Annotated in this window: 16 protein-coding genes, 1 tRNA gene and 1 riboswitch; of the genes, 10 read left to right on the top strand and 7 right to left on the bottom strand. The window is 58.2% G+C overall.

Annotated features, from left to right (window positions below):
* Both mfd and JMN36_RS05820 read right to left on the bottom strand, forming a co-directional pair.
* A complete protein-coding gene (gene mfd / locus JMN36_RS05825; RefSeq protein WP_412728564.1) occupies positions 1 to 3,906 on the bottom strand; it encodes a transcription-repair coupling factor in 3,906 nt (1,301 codons plus the stop codon).
* 96 nt (positions 3,907 to 4,002) lie between these two features.
* Entirely contained in the window at positions 4,003 to 4,848 is an 846-nt protein-coding gene (locus JMN36_RS05820; RefSeq protein WP_204088201.1) for a TetR/AcrR family transcriptional regulator, read from the bottom strand.
* Between the two features lie 246 nt (positions 4,849 to 5,094).
* Between JMN36_RS05820 and JMN36_RS05815 the strand changes: the two genes are divergently transcribed.
* From JMN36_RS05815 to pth, 5 genes are all read left to right on the top strand, one after another.
* Positions 5,095 to 5,169 (top strand) — tRNA-Gln (locus JMN36_RS05815).
* A gap of 41 nt (positions 5,170 to 5,210) precedes the next feature.
* The gene (gene glmU, locus JMN36_RS05810; RefSeq protein WP_204088200.1) at positions 5,211 to 6,737 is read left to right on the top strand and encodes a bifunctional UDP-N-acetylglucosamine diphosphorylase/glucosamine-1-phosphate N-acetyltransferase GlmU; all 1,527 of its coding nucleotides are present in this window, start codon (positions 5,211 to 5,213) and stop codon (positions 6,735 to 6,737) included.
* Positions 6,738 to 6,857: 120 nt separating this feature from the next.
* Complete coding sequence (locus tag JMN36_RS05805; RefSeq protein WP_082089932.1) at positions 6,858 to 7,826, top strand: ribose-phosphate diphosphokinase; 969 nt, start codon at positions 6,858 to 6,860, stop codon at positions 7,824 to 7,826.
* 380 nt (positions 7,827 to 8,206) lie between these two features.
* Positions 8,207 to 8,863, top strand: a complete 657-nt coding sequence (locus tag JMN36_RS05800) for a 50S ribosomal protein L25/general stress protein Ctc (RefSeq protein WP_204088198.1) — start codon at positions 8,207 to 8,209, stop codon at positions 8,861 to 8,863.
* 21 nt (positions 8,864 to 8,884) lie between these two features.
* Positions 8,885 to 9,553, top strand: coding sequence for an aminoacyl-tRNA hydrolase (pth, locus tag JMN36_RS05795; RefSeq protein ID WP_221924008.1), 669 nt, complete (start codon positions 8,885 to 8,887; stop codon positions 9,551 to 9,553).
* Positions 9,554 to 9,565: 12 nt separating this feature from the next.
* Here pth and JMN36_RS10725 read toward each other — a convergent pair whose 3' ends face one another.
* The gene (locus tag JMN36_RS10725; RefSeq protein ID WP_236883006.1) at positions 9,566 to 9,982 is read right to left on the bottom strand and encodes a hypothetical protein; all 417 of its coding nucleotides are present in this window, start codon (positions 9,980 to 9,982) and stop codon (positions 9,566 to 9,568) included.
* Positions 9,983 to 10,407: 425 nt separating this feature from the next.
* Here JMN36_RS10725 and JMN36_RS05785 point away from each other — a divergent pair, with 425 nt between their 5' ends.
* Positions 10,408 to 12,081, top strand: coding sequence for an NAD-dependent malic enzyme (locus tag JMN36_RS05785; protein WP_204088196.1), 1,674 nt, complete (start codon positions 10,408 to 10,410; stop codon positions 12,079 to 12,081).
* A 66-nt stretch (positions 12,082 to 12,147) separates the two neighbouring features.
* Here the strand turns inward: JMN36_RS05785 and JMN36_RS05780 are convergent, their stop codons facing one another.
* Positions 12,148 to 13,317 carry an NAD(P)H-dependent flavin oxidoreductase gene (locus tag JMN36_RS05780; protein ID WP_221924007.1) on the bottom strand — a complete coding sequence of 390 codons (1,170 nt, stop codon included), beginning with the start codon at positions 13,315 to 13,317 and terminating at the stop codon, positions 12,148 to 12,150.
* 212 nt (positions 13,318 to 13,529) lie between these two features.
* Between JMN36_RS05780 and JMN36_RS05775 the strand changes: the two genes are divergently transcribed.
* On the top strand, positions 13,530 to 15,179 hold the full coding sequence (locus tag JMN36_RS05775) for a peptide chain release factor 3 (protein WP_221924006.1): 1,650 nt from the start codon (positions 13,530 to 13,532) through the stop codon (positions 15,177 to 15,179).
* A gap of 39 nt (positions 15,180 to 15,218) precedes the next feature.
* Here the strand turns inward: JMN36_RS05775 and pip are convergent, their stop codons facing one another.
* Positions 15,219 to 16,289 carry a prolyl aminopeptidase gene (gene pip, locus JMN36_RS05770; protein ID WP_204088193.1) on the bottom strand — a complete coding sequence of 357 codons (1,071 nt, stop codon included), beginning with the start codon at positions 16,287 to 16,289 and terminating at the stop codon, positions 15,219 to 15,221.
* A 277-nt stretch (positions 16,290 to 16,566) separates the two neighbouring features.
* Here pip and JMN36_RS05765 point away from each other — a divergent pair, with 277 nt between their 5' ends.
* The 3 genes from JMN36_RS05765 (at position 16,567) to JMN36_RS05755 (ending at position 20,731) form a co-directional block, all read left to right on the top strand.
* Positions 16,567 to 19,011 (top strand): MMPL family transporter, encoded by a 2,445-nt coding sequence (locus tag JMN36_RS05765; protein WP_204088192.1) that lies wholly within the window; start codon positions 16,567 to 16,569, stop codon positions 19,009 to 19,011.
* Entirely contained in the window at positions 19,011 to 19,655 is a 645-nt protein-coding gene (locus tag JMN36_RS05760) for a TetR/AcrR family transcriptional regulator (RefSeq protein WP_204088191.1), read from the top strand. The genes JMN36_RS05765 and JMN36_RS05760 overlap by 1 nt, the downstream gene beginning before the upstream one ends.
* A gap of 123 nt (positions 19,656 to 19,778) precedes the next feature.
* Positions 19,779 to 19,950, top strand: a riboswitch (FMN riboswitch).
* A 46-nt stretch (positions 19,951 to 19,996) separates the two neighbouring features.
* A complete protein-coding gene (locus JMN36_RS05755; RefSeq protein WP_204088190.1) occupies positions 19,997 to 20,731 on the top strand; it encodes a nicotinamide mononucleotide transporter family protein in 735 nt (244 codons plus the stop codon).
* Positions 20,732 to 20,779: 48 nt separating this feature from the next.
* On the opposite strand, the gene JMN36_RS05750 is transcribed toward JMN36_RS05755, so the two are convergent.
* Together JMN36_RS05750 and ppk2 are read right to left on the bottom strand one after the other, a co-directional pair.
* Positions 20,780 to 21,949 (bottom strand): enoyl-CoA hydratase/isomerase family protein, encoded by a 1,170-nt coding sequence (locus JMN36_RS05750; protein ID WP_204088189.1) that lies wholly within the window; start codon positions 21,947 to 21,949, stop codon positions 20,780 to 20,782.
* A gap of 128 nt (positions 21,950 to 22,077) precedes the next feature.
* Complete coding sequence (gene ppk2, locus JMN36_RS05745) at positions 22,078 to 22,998, bottom strand: polyphosphate kinase 2 (protein WP_204088188.1); 921 nt, start codon at positions 22,996 to 22,998, stop codon at positions 22,078 to 22,080.
* Positions 22,999 to 23,048 lie beyond the last annotated feature (50 nt).

Here is a 23,048-nt window from a genome sequence, read left to right as displayed (position 1 = left end):
TTAACGGACCTTACTTTTAGTGGAATTCTTTTGGTGACTCTTGCCCCCAGTAGTGTCCGGCTGCACACCAGAAGCAACCTCCCGGCGCGGCTTACCCAGCAGCGACGTCATCACGTCCGCACACCACTGCAACAATTCCTCATCTTTGACGGCTTGTGCCCGAATGCCCCGCCCTTTCTTGGGAGCTGGGACCACAACATTATGGGTTGTGGCACGGTATTGCGCGCCGGGGTACAGCCGGCCCAAACGCACTCGCCCTGAATCGGGCAGTTCAATCGGCGAAAACGAAATAGCGGCCTTGTTCGCGCCAGTTGCCACAACATCGGTCACGCCACATTCGCGGCAGACCATGCGTAACCGGGCGACGGCGAGCAGCCGGTCAATTTCCTGTGGCGGCTGGCCGTACCTGTCCACTAATTCCGCGCGGACATTCTGCAACGCCTCTTCATTCTTCGCTTGGGCAAGGTCCCGGTACGCGGCCAAACGTAGCCGTTCAGAGGCGATATAACTCGTGGGAATATGTGCATCGACGTTGATATCAATGCGCGTTTCCTTGTTTTCCTTATCGCTTCCATCGATCGGCTTGCCGTCGGCCATCGCCTTGAATGCCTCGACGGCTTCACCAACAAGGCGGACATAGAGGTCAAAGCCGACACCAGCGATGTGACCCGACTGCTCAGCGCCCAAAACATTGCCGGCACCGCGCATTTCAAGATCTTTCATGGCGACGGCCATCCCGGCGCCAAGATCATTGTTCTGCGCAATCGTCGATAAACGGTCGTAGGACGTTTCGGTCAATGTTTGCGACGGAGGGTACAAGAAATAGGCGTATCCGCGTTCGCGCGACCGGCCGACGCGGCCACGAAGCTGGTGCAACTGGGCCAAGCCCATGTGGTGAGCATTCTCGACGATCAGCGTGTTGGCATTCGAAATATCCAATCCTGTTTCGACGATCGTCGTGCAGACCAACACGTCGTACTCGCGGTCCCAGAACCCTTCGACGGTGTTCTCCAGCTGATCCTCATTCATCTGGCCGTGCGCTACGACCACGCGCGCTTCCGGAACAAGCTCACGAATATGCTGCGCGACCTGCTCAATCGAACGCACACGGTTGTGCACATAAAACACCTGGCCATCGCGCAACAATTCCCGACGAATAGCCGCCGCGATTTGCTTATCCTCTTGCACACCCACATAGGTCAACACGGGGTGGCGATCTTCCGGAGGGGTGAGGATCGTCGACATATCGCGAATTCCCGCCATCGACATCTCCAGCGTGCGGGGAATAGGCGTCGCGGACATCGTCAACATGTCAACGTGGGACCGCAGCGCCTTGATGTGCTCCTTGTGCTCCACACCGAAACGCTGCTCCTCGTCGACAATAACGAGCCCCAAGTTCTTCCACTGCACCCCAGTCTGCAGCAGACGGTGAGTACCAATTACGATGTCGACCTGCCCCTCAGCCAGCCCGGTCAGGACTTCGCGGGCCTGCTTCGGCGTGGTGAAGCGGGACAGCTGGCGGATCGTAATGGGGAAACCTTCCATCCGCTCGCTGAACGTCGCGAAATGCTGCTGCGCCAGCAACGTCGTGGGGACAAGGAGGACCACTTGTTTGCCATCCTGCACCGCCTTGAATGCGGCACGGACGGCGACCTCGGTTTTGCCGTATCCCACGTCGCCGACGATCACGCGGTCCATGGGGACGGGCTTCTCCATATCCTCTTTGACCGCTTCAATGGCGTTGTACTGGTCTTCCGTTTCCGTGAACGGGAAGTTATCCTCCATCTCCCGCTGCCACGGGGTGTCCGGCGAGAACGCGTACCCCGGCGCGGCCTGACGCTTGGCATAGAGTTGCACGAGGTCGGCGGCTATATCGCGAACTGCGGCGCGGGCTTTCTTCTTGGTGTTCTTCCAATCGGATCCGCCCATTTTCGATAGCGACGGGTTTTCACCGCCGACATACCGCGAGAGCAAATCCAGACTGTCCATGGGGACATAGAGGTGGTCGGCTGCACCGCCTCGCTTCGACGGGGCATATTCCAGAACCATGTATTCCCGATGGGTCGCATCAGCACCCTTGCCAACGGTGCGCTCCTGCATTTTCACGAATCGGCCGATGCCATGAGTCTCGTGGACGACGAGATCGCCCGGGTTGAGCGAGAGCGGGTCGACGCGGTTGCGCTTCCGCCGTGGCCGACGACGCCCATCGCCATAAGCAGCGATGCGGTTGCCGGTGAAATCGGTTTCAGCGACGACAAGCAAGGGGCGGGACGCAGCCGAGGATGTGGCCTCGTCACTGTCCGTCGGCTGGGCGTCGTCCGCTGGTTGGGCGTCATCGACATGCGGGATAACTAAGCCTCCGTGCAGCACTGCCCGAATGACCGTTGCTTTACCCGGCGCGGGCGGATTCTGGGGATCCGCGTCGGGCGTCACGCCGATCCCGGCTTCACGGAAACGACCGCTCATACGTTGCGCAGAGGCGGGTGTGAGTGCCGTAAACACGAGCCGGCCACCGTGCGCCACGTGGTCGTGAAGCTCCGCCATCGCTTTCTCCACGTCGCCCGGTTTCCCCTTGGGCTGAGGCCCGGTGGAGAAATCCAATTCGAGGGTGGACGATGCCTCCGCACTGCCCAAGAACCCCGGGGGAGCGCACGTCCACCAGGACAAGCCGTGGTGTTCCGCTGTCTTCTCCATGGCGCCCAGCGAGCGATACGCGCTCTGGTCAACGTTCAGATCATCATTGCCGTCCTCGGCTTCCGCCAGTGCGGCGGTGTCGATCGGCGACTCCGCCCCCATCGCGGCGGCCTCCCACCCGGCTTTGACAAACTCTTTACCTGTGGCAATCAAGTCGTCGGCCCGGCGCTGCACTTTCTCCGGCGACATCACGAGCACCGTCGTCGTCGCTGACGGGTCCGCAGCGGCCGCTTCCTCAGGAAGCGTCACCATCGGGCCGTCAAAAAGCACAGGAATGAGAGACTCCATCCCCTCAACGGCGACACCTTCGCTGATCTTCGTCAACGCGTCCGCCAGCGTGGCATTCGACGCGTGTGTGCGTGCCATTTTCTCAGCACTGGCGCGGACAGCGTCGTCAATAAGAAGTTCACGACACGGGTAAACGGGAACAACACCGGGATCAAAATTCTCAATTGTTCGCTGGTCACCCACCGAAAAGGCGCGCAAATCGGAGATCTCATCACCCCATAATTCGGCGCGCACCGGGAGCTCGGCCGTGGAGGGGAAAATATCCACCACACCACCGCGAACGGCGAATTCCCCTCTCTTGCCGACGAGATCCACGTGCTGATAGCCCATCTCGGCTAAACGAGTGGCGATCCCCGTGACATCGGTGTCCTCCGCGAGGATGATCGGTTCGCGCTCCCCCAAGCCCTTCATGATGGGCTGGATGAACGACCGCGCCGGGGCGACGACAACACGAATTGGCTGCTCACCGGGGATGTCATGGGGGTGTGCGAGGCGGCGAAGCACCTTGAGCCGCGCACCCACTGTTTCCGAACCGGGAGACAAACGCTCATGCGGGAGCGTCTCCCAGGCGGGGAACATGGCGACGGCATCGCCCATCATGTCGCGCAATTCTGCGGTGAGATCCTGGGCTTCGCGGCTGGTCGCGGTCACGATGACGACGACGGATTTTTCGGCGATCGCCCTGGCCACCCACGACCGTGCCTCGTCGATGGCTGAGATGTGCAGCCGCGGCTCCCCTACCGAGGCCAGGACTCCTTGGAGTTTCGGCGATTGCAGCGCCAACTGCACCACCCCGGCCAAGGGTGGCCATCCCATTCCTTCCGACGCGTCCTTCCCTTCGGGCTTGCGTGCTGGCACACGAGCAGCGTCGGACGCGGACGCATCGGATGAGGGCATGGGAGTCTGGGCAGAGGTGTGCGTCATGAGGCTGATTGTAATGGGGAGCCTTGCGGCGGAGTGTCGCGGATACTAGTCGTCGGTCTCGTCCGAAGCCTGCCCCTCTGAGATGGACGAACTGGACTACTCCGCGTCCCGCTGCTGTTGCCTGTACACCTCAGCCGGGTCAGCATCCTTACCTGCACCAAGCCTGACACCTTGCTGACCGGCTTCTCCCTCAACGTCCTCATGGAGAATCGGGTCCTTCTCCATTCCCGCAAGACCATTCCACATAAGGTTCACGATGTGGGCAGCAACTGCGTCCTTGGGAAACACGTGTGTGTTATCGCCGTCGCCATCGCTACCGCTTTCTGCGGCTCCATCTTTGTCACTGCCGACGCCCATCGAGTTGACGGTCCACCACTGCGCCACCATAGCGACGCACCCCATCATGCCCTGGGCATAGAGCTCCGCGAGTCGCTCGTCTAAACCATTCCGCTTGAAAGCGTCGGCAAGAATATGGGAGGCGCGATTCACCGAAAGACCGAGCAAAGTGGAATGGACACCGTCTTCAGCCGACGAGTGATCTTCCGCCGACTTCCCATGATGCGATGCCGCCTTCGACTGCGACGATCTCCCGACAGCCCCCACAACAGCTCCATCGCGAGCCAGGATCCGGAAACCTTCCTCATTTTTCTCCGCGAAATCCAGGACGGCGTAGACCGCCCGTTCAATTCGGATACGCGACCGCCCCTGAACGAGTGCTTCGTCGATAGTGCGGTCGAGGGCGACCATATCTTCGTCGATAACTGCCTGGTAGAGACCCTCTTTCCCACCAAAATGTTCATAAATGACGGGCTTGGACACGCCGGCGCGCGCAGCGAGCTCTTCGACGCTGGTACCTTCAATGCCTTTTTCAGCAAAGACAGGCCTACTCATAGCGATCAATTGGGAGCGACGTTCTGCTGCCGACATACGTTGACGTGTCATATCTTCAGGATATCTGGAACGTACACCCACGTTGTCGTAGTGCCGGAAAAATGTAGAACACGAGGAGTCGAAGCGCGGACCTGGAACGATGGCTGCACAATAATCGCAATTAAATCGCACCTGAGCGCGGGGCTGCGCGGAGGGGAACATGGGCTCGTCAGTGTGTTGTTCAGGGGAAATGGCACTTTGGGCAGCTCGTCGGGTAGAGTAAGGCGCCGCAGCGACGGACATTGTCCTCCTGTGCTTTCTCCCGTGGTGTAATAGGCAACACAGCTGGTTTTGGTCCAGCCGTTCTAGGTTCGAGTCCTGGCGGGAGAGCCACAACTATATGATCGGATCTATCACCCGAATACTCATAAACGATGGGAGAGTCCGTGAGTACTACCCCAGTTGCAGTCATTGTTTTGGCCGCAGGGGCTGGCACCCGAATGAAGTCAGATACCCCAAAAATGCTTCATCAGATTGGGGGGCGCTCACTACTCTCCCATTCTTTGTATGCCGCGAAGGGGCTGAACCCCGACCACCTCGTCGTGGTCGTCGGCCATCAGAAGGAGCTCGTTGAGCAGGCTGTTGAAGCCTGGCAAGAAGAAACTTCGACGACGTCTGGCGTCGCCTTGGCTCATCAGGAGCAACAGAACGGCACCGGCCACGCCGTCATGTGTGGCATGGACAGCGATGAATTGGCTGGTTTCACGGGGACGGTCGTCGTCACGAATGCCGACGTTCCTCTTTTGTCGTCGAGCACGCTCGATTCGCTGGTCAACGCTCACACTCATGCCCCGGCAGCAGCCGTGACCGTGCTCACCGTGGAGGCGCCGACACCGACGGGCTATGGGCGCATCATCCGCAATGCCGATGGCGAAGTGACCGCCATCGTCGAGGAAAAAGACGCTACCGAGGACCAGCGCCGAATCAAAGAAGTGAACACTGGCGTGTTCGCGTTCGATGCTGACGTCTTGCGCAACTCATTGGGCAAGTTGGACACCAACAACGCTCAAGGCGAGATGTACTTGACCGACGTGCTTGGCATTGCCAGGAACGAGGGGCTCATCGCCCGCGGGCACATGGCGCATGATCCCGCGGAATTGGCCGGTGTGAATGATCGCGTCCAGCTTGCCGCCGCCGGGCGGGTGCTCAACCGGCACATTTGTGAAAAGCACATGCGCAATGGGGCCACCATCATCGATCCCGAATCCACATGGATTGATGTCGATGTCACGATCGGACGTGATGTCACCATTCATCCGGGGACTCAGCTTCACGGCACAACGCACATTGAGGACAACGCAGAGATCGGGCCCGATACCACCCTCACCAATGTCACCGTTGGTGCAGGAACGCAGGTTGTTCGCTCGCACGGTTCCGATTCCACCATTGGCAGCAGCGCCCACGTCGGGCCGTTCTCCTACCTGCGCCCCGGAACTCACTTGGGCGACGAGGGAAAGATCGGGACCTACGTCGAGACCAAGAATGCCACCATCGGCCGTGGTACGAAGGTTCCGCACCTCACGTATGTGGGCGACGCCACCATCGGCGAGTACTCGAATATCGGATGCTCCTCGGTGTTCGCAAACTATGACGGTGTCAATAAGCACCACACGACCGTCGGGTCCCACGTCAGGACAGGATCTGATACCACCTTTGTTGCGCCTGTGACCGTAGGCGATGGTGCCTATTCCGGGGCTGGAACGGTGATTACCGACGACATTCCCGCTGGTGCGCTGGTTGTGCCCGGTGCTCGGCAGCGGGTTATCGAAGGGTGGGTGGCTAAGAAACGCCCGGGAACTGCAGCAGCGCGCGCGGCTGAGGCAGCCGGTACCCCCGAAAGCACAGGTAAAGCCCCCAACAATTCGGCACCATCCGACAACTCGCGGACCGATAGGACGTAGTATCACTTAGTGCCGGGGATAGTTGGTGAGTCCCACTATCCCACGCCTGCAGGGTTGATCAGATTTCCACTCTGACTGCCGATAAACGTGATCACCGTGGTCAACACAGAAAGGCATACCGTGAATTCACACTGGACGGAAAACCAGAAAAACCTCATGCTCTTCTCTGGGCGTGCCCACCCCGCTCTGGGAGAGCAAGTCGCCAAAGAACTAGGTATCGAGCTCACCCCCACCACCGCCCGCGACTTCGCCAATGGCGAGATCTTCGTTCGCTTCGAGGAATCCGTCCGCGGTTGCGATGCTTTCGTCTTGCAGTCCCACCCACAGCCGCTAAACAAGTGGCTGATGGAACAGCTCATCATGATCGACGCGCTTAAGCGCGGATCTGCAAAGCGCATCACAGCAATTCTCCCCTTCTACCCCTATGCCCGCCAGGATAAGAAGCACCGTGGCCGCGAGCCGATTTCTGCTCGCCTGGTTGCAGACCTTTTGAAGTCTGCCGGGGCCGACCGCATCGTGTCTGTTGACCTCCACACAGACCAGATCCAGGGATTCTTCGACGGCCCAGTTGATCACATGCACGCCATGCCGATCCTCACGGATTACGTGAAGTCCAACTACGACACCTCGAACATCGTTGTTGTCTCCCCCGACGCCGGTCGTGTGAAGGTAGCCGAGAAGTGGGCCCAGGAGTTGGGTAACGCACCTCTCGCCTTCGTCCATAAGACCCGCGATATTGACGTCGCGAACAAGATTACGTCCAACCGCGTTGTCGGTGACGTGTCCGGACGGACCTGTGTGCTGCTCGACGACATGATCGATACTGGTGGAACCATTGCAGGCGCTGTCAAGGTGCTGCGTGAGGCTGGGGCGAATGACGTCATTATCGCCACCACCCACGGTGTGTTCTCGGATCCCGCGCGCGAGCGGCTGTCCGAATGTGGCGCGCGCGAAGTGATTACCACCGATACGCTGCCGCAAAACACGGATCACTGGGACAACCTCACGGTCCTGTCGATTGCCCCGCTGCTGGCGAAGACCATTCACGAGATCTTCGAAAACGGATCCGTCACCAACCTCTTCGAGTAAGCGCCCACGTCGGCGCTTACTCGCGTCGGCGCTACTTGCCTCGCATTGTCGCTACCCGATGAGCGAGATTCTTGGCCGGACGAACGTTTGGTTCCTCCGGCCAATCTTGCTATCCTAGGTCGGTATGTCTCGGCGAGGGCGGCCCGTAACCGTGCACGCACAAGAACCGCGCTCAAGTACAGGGCCCCGTTATCGACGCGATGAAAATCTACAGCGGCATACACACGGCTCGGCAAAGCCAGCCCACTGGTATGCAATGGTTCCAACTGCGACACCATTCCGCTTTTTCTGCGTGATCCTCTCTCCGGGGCGACAGACGCGCAGATATTCCTACACCACGATCCTTTCTGCGCGTTCATCGCTGATGATTGGAGATTATTGTGGCAACAAACATTACCGACCTTGAAGCTCTGCCTCGTCACGAGTTCGGCAAAGGCGCTTCCCGTCGTCTGCGTCGCGCAGGCCGCATCCCTGCCGTGATTTACGGCAAAGAACTCGACGAGCCCATCCACATTTCGGTGGACTCCATCGAGTTCCACGCAGTTCTGCGTAACCACGGTGCCAACGCCATCGTCGACCTCAACGTTGACGGTGAAAAGCACCTGACCATGGTGAAGGCCGTCGACCAGAACGTCCTCACACTCGACGCCGACCACGCTGACCTCCTGGCTATTCGCCGCGGCGAAAAGGTTGAGGTTGAGGTTCCGGTTGTTACCGAGGGCGAAGTTGCTCCGGGCGCCATGCTCATGCAGGATGTCGACGTTATCGACGTCGAAGCCGACGTTCTGTCCATTCCGGAAGAAATCACCATTGATGTTGAGGGTCTGGAAGTTGGTACCCAGATCACCGCCGGCGACGTCCAGATGCCGGCCAACACCACCTTGATTTCTGATCCGGAGACATTGATCGTTAACGTGGTCGTTCCTGAGGTTGCCGACACCGACTCTGACAACGAGGAAGACACCGAGGCTGGAGAGACCGAGGGCGAGGCCACTGAGGCTGAGGGCGAGGCCGAAGAGGGCGAGTCCGAGGAGTAATTCAGGCCGTTTTCCGTGGGTATGTTTTCAACGTCTCAATCACGCGGCGGGAGTGCGCCGCGGCGTAGTCCGGGCAGGAGCCAGGGCTCCGGCTCACAGCCATTCCTGATTATCGGGCTGGGCAATCCCGGCTCTCAGTACGAGGGCACCCGCCACAATATTGGCCAGATGGCCCTCGACGAGGTGGCGTCCCGCGCACTCCCCGCCCCCGTGACCTTGTCGCGACACAAGAAAACGAACACGGATTCAGCACAGATGTCGCTGTCCGGCCCGAATGGTTCATCTGTTTCCCTTATTCTTGGCCGTCCGCGGTCATATATGAACCTCTCGGGTGGGCCGACGTCTGCTTTGGCTCGTTTCTTCCACATTCCTCCCCAGAACGTCATTGTTCTCCACGACGACCTCGACCTCGATTTCGGGGCAGTTTGTCTTAAGCGGGGTGGTGGCGAAGGCGGCCATAACGGTCTGCGGGATATCACCAAGGCCTTGGGGACGAAGGATTATCTCCGGGTGAGATTAGGAATTGGCCGTCCACCCGGGCGTATGTCTCCCGCGGACTTTGTCTTAAAAAAGTTTTCGACGCGGGAATCCGTCGATGTGGATCTGATGTGTTCTACCGCTGCGGACGCCGTGGAGCTGCTGGCAACCCACGGGTTGGAGTATGCCCAGAACACGATTCACGGACGCTAGGTCAGGCTGGTTTTACCTGCGATTCCTCAATTTCTGAAGCGTCCGCTTGAGGTTATCGTCGTCCAACTCCGCGGTGTCGACTTTACGCAACTGCGCAAAAACATACGGGCACCGCATACACCGTGGCGACGAATGACAGCACTTCTTCTTTGGCCCTTTTTCCAGGCACTTCGCTACTTCTTTGTGTAACGCAGTAGCCCCCATAGCCGACGGCGTTTCATTGAAAAGCACACCCTTCTTACGTGCTTCCAATCGGGCGTAATACTGCGCCTCGTAGGCCGCTTCCGCGTCACGAAATGGACACGGCTTCCTTTTCTCGTCGCACCCAGAGTCGCCATCACATGGGCGTCGGACAGTCACATCTGCTGAAGAGTATGAGTAAGCACTGACTGCACGCTGGCGTGACGTGCGCTTTTTTCGCTTACCCACAATGATGACCTCTTGAGACTAATTACCTACCTTCACATTTCAGCCGTATTCCCCCAGTTTGGGCTGGTTAGGCTGATTGCTGTGAAGTTTCCCTTGTGCTCTCAGCCCTAACCATAACACCGAGACGGTAGCCTCTGTAAGAATTGGGGGTGAACATTGATCCCCCTATTCTTATCGGCAATTGTTCTTAAAGGTTGGTTGCGCCCTTTAGGTCCGACGGCCCAAGACACGCTGTCCTCTCACACGCTTTTCCCCGGAAATTCTCAGCGGAATTCTCAGCAAAACGTCGATAGGATGAAACGAAAGGGCATGGCGTAAACCGAACTACTTTCACCTGTCCTTCTATCAATCCCCCTGGGCGTATCAATATCCCTGGGCAACCCATATTTCCAATCATCAAATAGTTGTTAGCGAGGAGACAGCTCTTGTCCATTCGTCCCAATGCGATCACCGATCCGCATATCAACCGCGGAACCGCATATACATATGAAGAGCGTAAGAAACTTGGACTCACCGGCCGCCTACCGTCGGGAGTGGAAAGCCTCGAATCTCAGGCACAGCGCTGCTACCAGCAATTAAGCCATTTTGAGAACAATCTCAACAAATACCATTACTTAGACGAACTGCACGGCCGTAACGAGACCGTCTATTTCAAACTCCTCGTTGACCACCTCAAAGAGCTTCTCCCCATCGTGTACGACCCCACCATCGGCGACGCGATTGAAAACTGGTCACAAGACTACCGCCGCTCACACGCTGTATATCTCTCCATCGATCGTGTCGACGAAATCCGCGAAAGCTTCGAAACCCTAGGACTTGGGCCCGACGACGTCGACCTCATCGTCTGCTCAGATGCGGAGGAAATCCTGGGCATCGGCGACTGGGGAGTCAACGGAACCGATATCGCCATCGGAAAACTGGCCATCTACACCGCCGCTGCGGGCGTCGACCCCTCGCGCGTGATCGCGGTCAACCTCGACGTCGGCACTGATAATGAAGACCTTCTCAATTCCCCCTTCTACCTGGGGAATCGCCACGCGCGCGTCCGTGGCGAGCGCTACGACAACCTCATTTCCGAGTACTTGCGCATCGCGAGCGATATGTTCCCGAACGCGCTCCTGCACTTTGAGGACTTCGGCCCGTCAAATGCGCGCCGCATTCTTCGCGACAATGCCGACAGCTACCGCATCTTTAACGATGACATGCAAGGCACAGGGGCTATTGTCACCGCCGCGGTCATGGCGGGGATGAAGGCAAACAACACCACGTTCGCTGACCAGCGTCTCGTCGTTTATGGTGCAGGAACAGCGGGCACAGGTATGGCAGACCAGATTCGCGCCGGAATGATTCGCGACGGGTTGAGCGAGGAAGAAGCGACACGGAGGATCTGGCTCATCGATGTCAACGGGTTGGTCACCGATGACATGGATAACCTCCCGGATTACCAGCAAACTTATGCGCGACCTGCGTCGGAGGTGAAAGACTGGGACAGCAAGGATGGGAAAATTGGGTTGGTCGATGTGGTCCGCCATGCCCAGCCCACCATTCTCATCGGCACCTCGACTGACCATGGTGCGTTTACCGAACCTGTGATCCAGGAGATGGCGAAACACTGCGACCGGCCCATCGTGCTGCCGTTGTCTAACCCGACCTCGCGTATTGAAGCGATGCCTGCCGACGTCGTGAAGTGGTCGGATGGGCGTGCTCTTGTTGCGGCGGGGATCCCCGTTGACGATTTCGAGTACAACGACGTCACCTACGAATTTGGTCAGGGCAATAATGCGTTGCTGTATCCGGGTCTCGGGTTGGGTGTCATCGTGTCACGAGCAGACCGAGTGACCGACGGAATGCTGCTGGCTGCGGCCTCGGCGGTTGCCAAGCAGGTGGACGCTTCCCAGCTCGGTGCGCCCATTCTGCCGCCGGTCGAGAATCTGCGGGCATCGTCGGCTCGGGTTGCGGAAGCGGTAATCCGTGAAGCGGTCGAGTCAGGTGTTGCGCAAAATGAGCCCGATAATGTTGTTGAGGCGGTTCGGCTCGCGATGTGGTGGCCGGAGTATCCAGACGAGCTTGCCACGGAACACGAGGATGACAAGAAATAGGCGACGAGGGATAGTCTGCGGAGTATAAAAAGGTGCGCACTCGGCGCGCCGTTTAATCCTTATCCTCTACCTGCTTTGAAGCAGAAGATCGACGACGCTGCCGGCGGTTCCTCCACTGGCGTATTCAACGCTCTGACCAGCCCATAATGACATGCAGTCTGTCTCCCTTTGTTTGGTCGCCGCCTTCCGAATCGGTGAGGTGAGCCCATTGACCGCGGGATAGACCGATGGCGCGTCGGGGTGGGCGTCGATAAATGCGTTCCGGCGCCCGCGTGCTGGCCGCCCGGAATATGCGCGGGTGATCACGGTGTCGTCGGCCGTCGCTGAAATGAGTGCCTGTTTGTAGGGCTCATTCGTTCCCGCTTCGTTGGTCGCAGCGAAGATGGTTCCGGCTGCAACGGCGTCCGCCCCACGGCGTAACGCCTCCCCTACGTGATCGGGAGTCGCGATGCCCCCTGCAGCGATGATGGCTGGGCGCGTCGACGCATCCGTGTTCGCGAATAGATCGGATACTGCCTGTACAAGGGACATCAATGACTCGGAGCCGGGCTCTTCATCGGGTGTTGTTGTCGCGCGGTGCCCACCGGCTTCCGGGCCCTGAACGACGATGGCGGCGACGCCCCGGTCTGCCGCGATCTGCGCTGCATGAGTGGTGGCGACAGTTGCCCACACTTCAATTCCGCGCGATTGGAATTCGTCGACCAGCGCCTCGGGTGGGAGACCAAACGTAAAGCTCAGGACATCGGGAACTGAAACGTTCTCGGCGTGATTATTACCGTCAGCGTGCCCCTCCCCTCGCTGCTCTCGTTGGTCGAGGCGTCGGCGTATGACCGCGAGCTTCCCCTCCCACTGGTCGTCAGTGGTCCAGTTCAACTCCGGTTCGACCACACCGAACCTTTCATAGTCCTTCGCCAACTCATCGCGGTATGCCGCAGCGCGATCGCGATCTTCTCCCGAGGGGCTGGGTTGTGGCACGAAAAGATTGAGGCCATAGAAGGGTTCCGCACCGCGTTGTCGCGCCCGCTGGGCAACGTCGTCAAGTTCTTTCTCTACAGCTTCTGGGGTTTTGTAGCCCGCTGCTAAGAAACCGAGCCCTCCGTGGGCAGCGACGGCATCAACCAGCTCCGGCGAGGAGGGTCCTCCCGCCATCGGAGCGGCGATAATGGTTCGGTAGGCTCTCGATTTCACTGCTGGTTGTACGTCTTCTGTCGGTTGTGTGTTCTGGGTCTCATTCATGGCGCTGAGACTATAGCGTCATGACCGGGTAGAAGGGTAAAACACTAAAAACACTGCCCCCACCGTGGTGCGGCTATCATAGAGCGGTTAGATTAACGACGGCCTACACTGACGCCATTGCGGCAGACCGACGAGACCGGCTACATAAACCGTGAGTTGAATCGGCGAAATAACACAGCCCGGAGACCAGCGAGAGGAAAAGGAACGCTCAGATGAGTACAGTCGCGGAGGAAAGCGCCCGACGCCGAACATTCGCAGTGATTGCACACCCCGACGCTGGTAAATCCACACTCACCGAGGCGCTAGCACTCCACGCCCATGTGATCGCCGAAGCCGGGGCTGTTCATGGCAAGGCCGGCCGCAAGTCCACCGTGTCGGACTGGATGGAGATGGAGAAGGATCGTGGTATTTCCATCGCCTCGTCAGCTCTCCAGTTCGAGTATCTTCCCGAAAATGCACCGGAGGGCACGGAGCCCTACGTCATTAATTTAGTTGATACCCCTGGTCACGCGGACTTTTCGGAGGATACCTACCGCGTCCTCACCGCTGTGGATGCCGCCGTCATGTTGATCGACGGTGCGAAGGGCCTGGAGCCGCAGACGCTCAAGCTGTTCCGGGTGTGTAAAGCGCGTGGCCTTCCCATCATTACGGTGATTAACAAGTGGGACCGCCCGGGCCGTGCTCCCCTCGAACTCATGGACGAGATTGTCGACGAAATTGGCCTGCAGCCGACACCGCTGTTTTGGCCCGTCGGAATGGCTGGGGACTTCCACGGCCTCGCCCGGCGCGACGCCGACGGTGACGTCACGGAATACATTCGCTTCTTGCGCACCGCGGGTGGGTCAACAATCGCCCCGGAGGAGCACTACTCCCCTGACGAAGCATCGTCGAAGGAAGGCGATGTATGGGACACCGCCGTGGAAGAGTGCGAGCTGCTCACCATGGACGGTGCGATTCATGACCAGGAGCTTTTCCTGGACTGCACCACCTCTCCTGTGGTGTTTGCGTCGGCAATGTTGAATTTTGGTGTCCACCAGATTTTGGACTTGCTCTGCCAGCTTGCTCCTGAGCCGGGGCCACGCAAGACAGATCCCAAGGTTCTCGAATCAGCAGGCAAAGCGTCGGGGGCCATTGATACAGAACGTGCACCACAAGATCCGTTTTCCGGCGTGATTTTCAAAGTTCAGGCGGGCATGGATACTCATCACCGCGACAAGCTGGCCTTTATGCGGGTGGTGTCGGGCGAGTTCGATCGCGGGATGCAGGTGACACATGCGCAATCTGGCCGTTCATTTTCGACGAAATACGCGTTGACTGTATTTGGGCGGACGAGATCGACGGTCGAAACCGCGTATCCCGGCGACATTGTGGGGCTCGTCAACGCGGGGTCGTTAGCTCCTGGCGACACGATTTATGAGGGCACGAAGGTGCAATTTGCCCCCATGCCCCAGTTCGCGCCGGAGGATTTCCGTACATTGCGTGCTCGGTCGCTCGGAAAATACAAGCAGTTCCGCAAAGCGTTGGAGCAGTTGTCGTCGGAGGGTGTGGTGCAGATTCTCCGCAACGATGCTCGTGGCGACGCTGCGCCGGTGATGGCTGCCGTCGGGCCCATGCAGTTTGAGGTCATGCAGGCTCGGATGGCGAACGAGTACAACGTCGAAACGGAAACGAGCCCTGTGCCGTATTCGGTGGCTCGGCGTACCGACCACGAGTCCGCGCCGGAGCTCAACCGCCAGCGCGGTGTGGAAGTGTTCACCCGTGATGATGGCGAGCTCATTGCCCTCTTCGGCGACAAGTGGAAGCTGCAGTTCATTGAGCGCGAGCACCCGGAGTTCACGCTCGAGCCGATGGTGGCTGACTAGTCGCGCTGGTTGCGGCCGTACTAATTCTGGCCGCCTCATTTACGACGCAAACGTTTCGGCAAACCTGTCCGTCGCCGACACCAATGTCGAGGTTGTTTCCTCCTCATACGACGCATGGCCGGACGTCGGTGACCACACGAATGTGGCTTCCGGCCAGGCTTGATGCAGCTGCCACGCTGTGATGGGCGGGCACACGACGTCGTAACGCCCTTGAGCAATCACGGCAGGAATATCGCGGATCTTATCGACGTCGCGCAACAGCTGCCCTTCTTCAAGGAACCCGTGGTTGACGAAGTAGTGGTTCTCGATGCGCGCGAAGGCTAAGGCAAACCGTTCATCTTCGTGCGTATCGGTGGGCTGATCGTGCAGGTAGGACGTCGATCCTTCCCACACACTCCACGCCCGGGCGGCGGCGACGGCTGTGTCGTGATCATCCGACCGAAGCAGTTCATGGTAGACGTCGATGAGGTTGACGTCGGGAAGATGTGTCATTCCAGCAGGGTTGAGCGGCTCGGGTTTTTTATCGTCGGGAATGACAGAGAGGAAGCGTTCCCACTTGTCGGGGAACATGTAGGCTGCGCCGCCGTTGTAGTACCAATCGAGCTCGGTCCGTCGCAACATAAAGATGCCTCGAAGGATGATCGCGAGGGTCCGTTCCGGGTGGGCCTGGGTGTAGGCGAGCGACAAGGTGGAGCCCCATGATCCGCCGAAAACGACCCACTTCTCGATACCTAAGGTTTCTCGGATCGCTTCGATATCACCGATCAATTCGGATGTGGTGTTCACCGAGAGTTCTGCATCGATGTTGGTATCAGGATCAGCCAGGTGTGGGGTTGATTTCCCACATCCACGCTGGTCGATGAGGATAACTCTGTACTTGTCGGGGTTGAAGAAACGGGCTTCCTTGGCTGAGGTTCCCCCGCCGGGGCCACCGTGGATAAAGACGGCAGGGATGCCTTCCGGATTTCCGTACTCGGCGTAGGCGATGTGCTGGGTGCTCGCTGGGGAGTCAGGGTCTACCGGCCGTTCGACGGTTCCCTCATTGAACGGGGCCGTCTCCGGGTAGAGGCCTTTATCTACTGTCGCGATCTGGACGTCGTGTGAATTCATGGTTCCCACCTAACCACATTGGCGGCTCACCGCGCGTCCGCCAATAATTCATCCACGTCACTACCCGTTTCCTGCAGCACACGCGCTATTTAACAAGCAGCACACATGCGTTTCACAGCCATTAAGTAACAATTCTGTTTCGAACGTGTCGAAAAGTTGCACACATCGTGCAATTTTTCTACGGTGGCTAAGTCCTCCTCCTACGCGTCAAAGTAATGCGGTCCGCGTAGTGCCCCTGTAGGAGAGATTTATCCCCTCTAAGAAAGGCTGGCTACCTATGGCGCGGTTTCTTTACCGTGTAGGCACTGCTGCCTACAAGCACAAATGGCGGTTTATCGCCGTGTGGCTGCTCATCCTCATCGGGATGGGCGCGGCATCAGCTGCTCTATCAACCACAACAAGCTCCACGTTCTCGATTCCTGGTATTGAGAGCGAAAAAACTCAAAACACCATGAAGGAGCGCTTCCCTGGAGCGGAAGATCAAACCACTGCTCCCACCGGCACGCTCGTCTTCCAAGCCGAAAATGGCAAGAAGCTTACTGATCCCGACGAACAAAAAGCAGTCAATGACACTCTGACTAAGCTCAAAGACGCAGGCATCCTGAAGTCGTCCGACTCGATGGTGGATCCTGCTACAGCTGCTGCTGGGATTACTCAGAAGATCACGGCAGTTGGCCAGCAACAACAATTGCCGGAAGAGCAGATTGCCAAGAACGTTGAGTCGGTCTCGCCTTTATCGAACGATCAAAAGACCGGCACCGTGGACGTCACCTTTGATGCCGACACTGTCTCCGACATTCCCTCGTCGGATATAGACAAGTTCAAAGATATTGTCGACGATTCACGGTCGTCTAACTTAGACATCCAATATGAAGGCCAGGCCTTCACAATGGAGGAACCGAACTCTGGCACGTCAGAACTTATCGGTATCGCTGTCGCCCTTGTTGTGTTGATTATTACCTTCGGTAGCTTGATTGCCGCTGGTATGCCGATCATCACGGCGTTGGTCGGTGTGCTCATCGGTAACTTGGGTGTGATGGCACTGACCGGCCTGGTCGATAGCGTGAATGACTCCACACCGATCCTCGCGTCCATGCTGGGTCTCGCTGTGGGCATTGACTACGCGCTCTTCATTACGTCGCGGTACAAGAACGAGCTATCGAACTCGACCTCGAACCGAGTTCACGCTGCTGGACGCGCTGTAGGTACTGCCGGTTCATCGGTGGTGTTCGCGGGTCTTACCGTTATCGTGGCGCTGTGTGCGCTCTCTGTCGTGAGGATTCCGTTCTTGACGACGATGGCGCTGACCGCTGCTGCCACGGTGGCCATCGCTGTGCTCGTTGCATTGACGCTGCTGCCCGCCGTCTTGGGTCTCTTCGGCAAAGCTTTCTTCAAGGGCAATGTGCCATTTATCGAGGCGCCCGATCCGGAACGTGAAAAGCCAACCATGGGCCTGCGCTGGGTTCGCATTATCCGTAAGCAGCCGTGGGCATTCTTGGGTGTCGGAGTCATCGCGCTTGTTTTGGTAGCACTCCCCATGACACGTATGGATCTTGCATTGCCAACGGACGCGACTTCCGACCCGAACGAGTCGCCCCGGCAGGCCTACGAAATGGTCGATGACGCCTTCGGCCCCGGCCGTAACGCACCTCTTCTTGCTGTCATCGACGCCAAGGATGTGCCAGAGGACCAACGCCAACCGGCGTTTGCCAAGGCCGTTCAGGAGTTCAACACCATTGACGGTGTGAAGAACGCCATGCTCAGCCAGGTGAATGACGCCGGCGATACTGCCCAGGTGTTGATTGTCCCCACCACAGGTACCGTGGATGACAAGACTAAGGACACGATGCAGGCAGTCCGCGATAAGGAAGATGCCTACTCTGACGAGACCGGCGCACACTATGGCGTAACAGGCGTTACAGCTATTGAAACGGATATCTCTGACCGTCTGAACAATGTGCTGGTTCCCTACATCGCGATCGTGCTAGTCCTGGCATTCTTCATTCTGATGCTGGTGTTCCGGTCAATCCCTGTTCCGCTCGTCGCAGCACTTGGATTCGGGCTGACGGTCTGCGCTACCTTCGGTTTAACCGTCGGATTCTTCCAAGAGGGCTGGTTGGGCATTATTTCTGACCCGCAACCCATCATTTCGTTCCTGCCGATCATCCTGATTGGTATCGTCTTTGGCCTGGCCATGGACTACGAAGTGTTCTTAGTATCCCGTATGCGCGAGGGTTGGCACCACGGAAAGACAGCCGGCAATGCGACGGCCAACGGGTTCAAGCACGGTGCCCGCGTCGTGACCGCTGCAGCCTTGATCATGATCTCCGTGTTCGCCGCGTTCATGCTGCAGGATATGCAGGTCATTAAGACCATGGGCTTCGCGCTGGCCGTCGCGGTCTTCATCGATGCCTTCCTGGTGCGCATGACGCTGATTCCGGCGACCATGTTCATCCTCGGCGAAAAGGCCTGGTGGATGCCGAAGTGGATGGCGAAGATTACGCCTCGGGTCGACGTCGAAGGTGAAGGAATTAAGGATATTTCTCCCGACGACGACGGGGCGGAGGGTTCCGAGAGCGGATCGCAGAGCGGATCTCAGTCCGCATCTGACGACGACGCCACCAGTAACCCGAATATCTCTGAACCGGTCGTCCCGGAACCCCGCGGTCACCACTCCGGTGGAGGACACTCAGCAGGTAGTTCGAAAGTAGATGCTGACTAATGACTGGCCTTCGTGAATCGAAGAAAGCGGCCACGAGACAAGCAATCGAGGACGCGACGCTCACGGTGATCACCCATCGAGGTATCGAGGGGTTAACCGTGGCGGCGGTTGCTGAGGAGGCCGGAGTGTCCGTGCGGACATTCCACAATTACTTCTCCTCAGTCAATGAAGCCCTGCAGTTTCAGTGCTCTAATCTGCTTGATTCGTTTGCGTCGATTATTGAACATGCACCCGCAGAATGGGACACGATCTCATGCTTCGAGCACGCGGCCGAAGAGCTCATTCGCACCATCTTCGATAAGGGATGGGCGGCAACGAACCCGGAAGCCATCGGGCTCTATCTGCTGAGATCCGACAATTCCGAGTTCGCTGATCAGTGCAAAGCGAATATTGAGACCATGCATGATGCCATCGCCGCTCGCGAATCGACCCGGCGCGGCACCTCGGTCTCTCCTCATTCCCTGCACGTGTGTTTGCTCTACGAGCTCTCTATTGCCGCAATCAACGCGGTCATCACAAGCTTCGGTTTACGACGCGGTAAGTCTCTGGCTGATCAGGGAATTGCCAAGGAGGAGTTTCTGACAACAATGAACGAATCCTTCGCAACAATCCGTGATCGTTTTATCGACGCACCTGTCGCGTAACCACTACCCCACCCCGCTGCCGGACTCTGCAGTTCACATTCGGCGGCGGGTGTGACCTCCTGGCGCTGTCACGACTCATTATTGGGTTGTGGCAGCGCCATTTGTGTGGGTGAGTAACATAGAGTTCGTTCTCAGGGCGGGGTGAAATTCCCCACCGGCGGTAAGCCCCTTCTGACAGAGACGAAGAGGCAAGCCCGCGAGCGCTCTCACGTGCAAAGATGTGCACATGAGGGGTCGAGCAGATCCGGTGCAATTCCGGAGCCGACGGTCACAGTCCGGATGGAAGAGAATGTATTTCTGTATGCCTCTGAGGATCACGTCGTCTTGCTACGGAGAACATCGTGAATCCTTTTTCTCACCTTCTCGACGCCACAGTCGTCATCGCCGGCTATCCCATTCTGTGGCGTGAAATCATCGGAAACCTCTTTGGACTCGCTTCCGCAATCGGAGGCATGAAACGAGTCGTGTGGGCATGGCCGGTGGGTATCGTCGGCAATATTCTGCTTTTCACCGTGTTTTTGGGTGGGGTGTTTGATACCCCGCAAAATCTCGACCTCTACGGCCAGGCTGGGCGTCAGGTGATGTTCCTCATCGTCAGCGCTTATGGCTGGTACCAGTGGCGGGCCGCCCGGCTACGAGGAATCCGGGAATGCCAGGACACCGACCCCTCGCGATCAATCGTCTCGGAACCGACCGAAGCGGCCGTGGAGCCTCACTGGGCAACGGCACGGCAACGACTCACCATGGTCGGTGTAGCGGTCGTCGGAACTATCCTCTGCGCCTGGCTCTTCAGCGCCCTGGGTTCCTGGGGACCGTGGTCTGATGCCTGGATTTTCGTCGGTTCTATGCTGGCCACCTACGGGATGGCGAAGGGGTGGACGGAATTCTGGCTCATCTGGATCGGTGTGGACCTCGTCGGAATTCCGCTTCTTCTCGCGGCGGGCTATTACCCTTCTGCCGTGCTGTACATCGTGTACGCGGGTTTCGTGATCTGGGGATTTGTCGTGTGGGCTCGGTTGCAGCAACGCACGAGCCCCGAGCAGGTGGACCGCCAGACACACTCAGTCACCGTGTAGCCGGAGTGGGTGGCGGCTGCGTTGGTGGTGGCCGCCTTACCCGCAGCGTTACTCGGATTGAGCCGCAGCCAAAGCCTCTTTAAAGGGCTCCGGGCTAACCTCGCTGGTGACATGGGGGTCAAAGCTCGCCCGATTGTCTTTATCCACCAGAACTGCTCGCACGCCCTCAGCAAAATTCTCCTGGTAGCGCAGGACCTTCCCTACCTCAAACTCATTCTTCAGGCCTTGCCGCAGATCTTCCGCCTTCTCATTCGCGCGGAATAAGAGCGTCGTTGCCACCAGCGAGGATGGGTTCGCAGAGCTCAGCAGGTTATCAATGACGGCGATAAGCTCCTTGTCATAGCCACCCTTATCGAGCTTCGCCTCAATATCGAACCAATCGCCCTCGCTAAAGATGTCGTTAATCTCCTCGATATGACGAGCTAAATACGACGGCCCCGCCTCCGCTGCCGGGCGCGCATAGGTGTCTAGGGCGGAATCGAGTCCGTGCTCATCAATCGCGTCCACGAAGTTCTCCACCTCGTGCGAGGAAATAATGTGCGTGGCCATCCCCGACCACAACATGTCGGCCTGCGTAAAGCGGTAGCCCGTCAACCCCATGAACAGCGCTAAACCATTCGACGTCGTCCCGTCGGGATCTCCATAAGGCTGGCGAAGGTGCTGCATGGCGTAGGACACTCCCACGTCCGTCGAGAAACCGATAGCCATTTCTGGCATCGAGGCCCACGTGCGTTCCGTAATCACCCGGTGGGAACCGTGCAAGGAAATCCCTAGGCCACCACCCATGACAATGCCGTTCATCACGGCCACGAATGGCTTCGGGAACTCTGCCAACAGAGCGTTCATCCGATATTCGTTCGTGAAGAACCCATCGGCAGCAGCACGCCCTTCTTCCGTGCCTTCAAGCTGAAGTTCACGGACGCGCCTCACGTCGCCGCCGGCACAGTACGCTTTGGGCGTCGACGATGTAATGACGACAACATCGACCGTCGGATCAGTCGACCACGCGGTCAATGCATTCTCTATCGCCGTGCACATGTCGGTGTTCAGCGAGTTCAGCGCCTTGGGCCGGTCCAGGACGATATGGCCCACAGAACCGTGGACAGAGAGGTGAACATAATCCGTCGGCGACGTCACCGACGCGGTACCCCCTGCACCGGCTGCGGTGTGCTGATTGTCACTACTATGTTGCTGGTCACTTTTCTGTGCGTCTGCCATGAACGCAGTCTTCCACTCCCCACCCGTTTATGACAGTGATTTCGCCAAAAAAGAGCGAAATCACCCTCATTTATGCCCCCGGATTGGAGAGCACCGCACTCCCCCAAGCGGTGACTCCCCAGCAGTGATTACTTCTTCTTATCCTTGTTCTTCTTGCCCTTCTTCTTAGCCTTCTTTTTCTCCTTGACCTTGTCTTTCTCTAAGTTCGAAGCCACATCAGGCACATAGCGGAAATCACTCCGCGGAGGACGCTCATAGTCGCGTCGCGCAGGGCGCTCGGGCATTTCAGGAATGTCCTGCTCAATGTGCTCATACGGAATCGACGAAAGCAGATGGTTGATCACGTTGATACGCGACCGCTTTTTATCCTCGCTCTCGACGGTGTACCACGGCGCGGTGGGAATATCCGTGTGGACGAACATCTCGTCCTTCGCCTTCGAGTAGTCCTCCCACCGGGTGATGGACTGCATATCCATCGGCGATAGTTTCCACCGACGCAATGGGTCGTCCCGGCGCGACTCGAATCGACGTAGCTGCTCTTCGTCGGACACCGAGAACCAATACTTACGCAGCATGATCCCGTCTTCGACGAGGAGGCGCTCGAAAATCGGTGCCTGGTGGAGGAAACGTCGGTACTCTTCCGACGTCGCGAACCCCATCACACGTTCCACACCAGCGCGGTTGTACCACGATCGGTCGAAGATGACGATCTCGCCCTTCGTCGGCAATTTTTCGACGTAGCGCTGGAAATACCACTGCCCTTGCTCACGCGAGTTCGGGGCTGGCAGGGCCTCAATGCGGCAGGTCCTGGGGTTGAGATACTGGGTGATCCGCTTGATGGCAGAGCCCTTACCTGCGGCATCGCGGCCCTCCATGATGATGACCAGGCGGGCGCCAGTGGATACCACCCACTGCTGCATTTCCACGAGTTCAGCTTGCAGACGCTTGAGCTCTTTTTCGTAGGCTTTCCGGTCGAGTTTCTTCGGTTTCTGCCGTGATTCCTCTGAGCCAGAATCCTGTGCATTCGTGGTCTGCGGCGAATCGCTCATCGTGGGGCCTCTCCTGGTTGATCACATACCCTACTTCGAATAGTACATAC

Source organism: Corynebacterium pseudokroppenstedtii (assembly GCF_019754945.1).
GTDB classification, from domain to species: Bacteria; Actinomycetota; Actinomycetes; order Mycobacteriales; family Mycobacteriaceae; genus Corynebacterium; species Corynebacterium pseudokroppenstedtii.
This window is presented reverse-complemented; position numbering and strand designations above follow the sequence as displayed.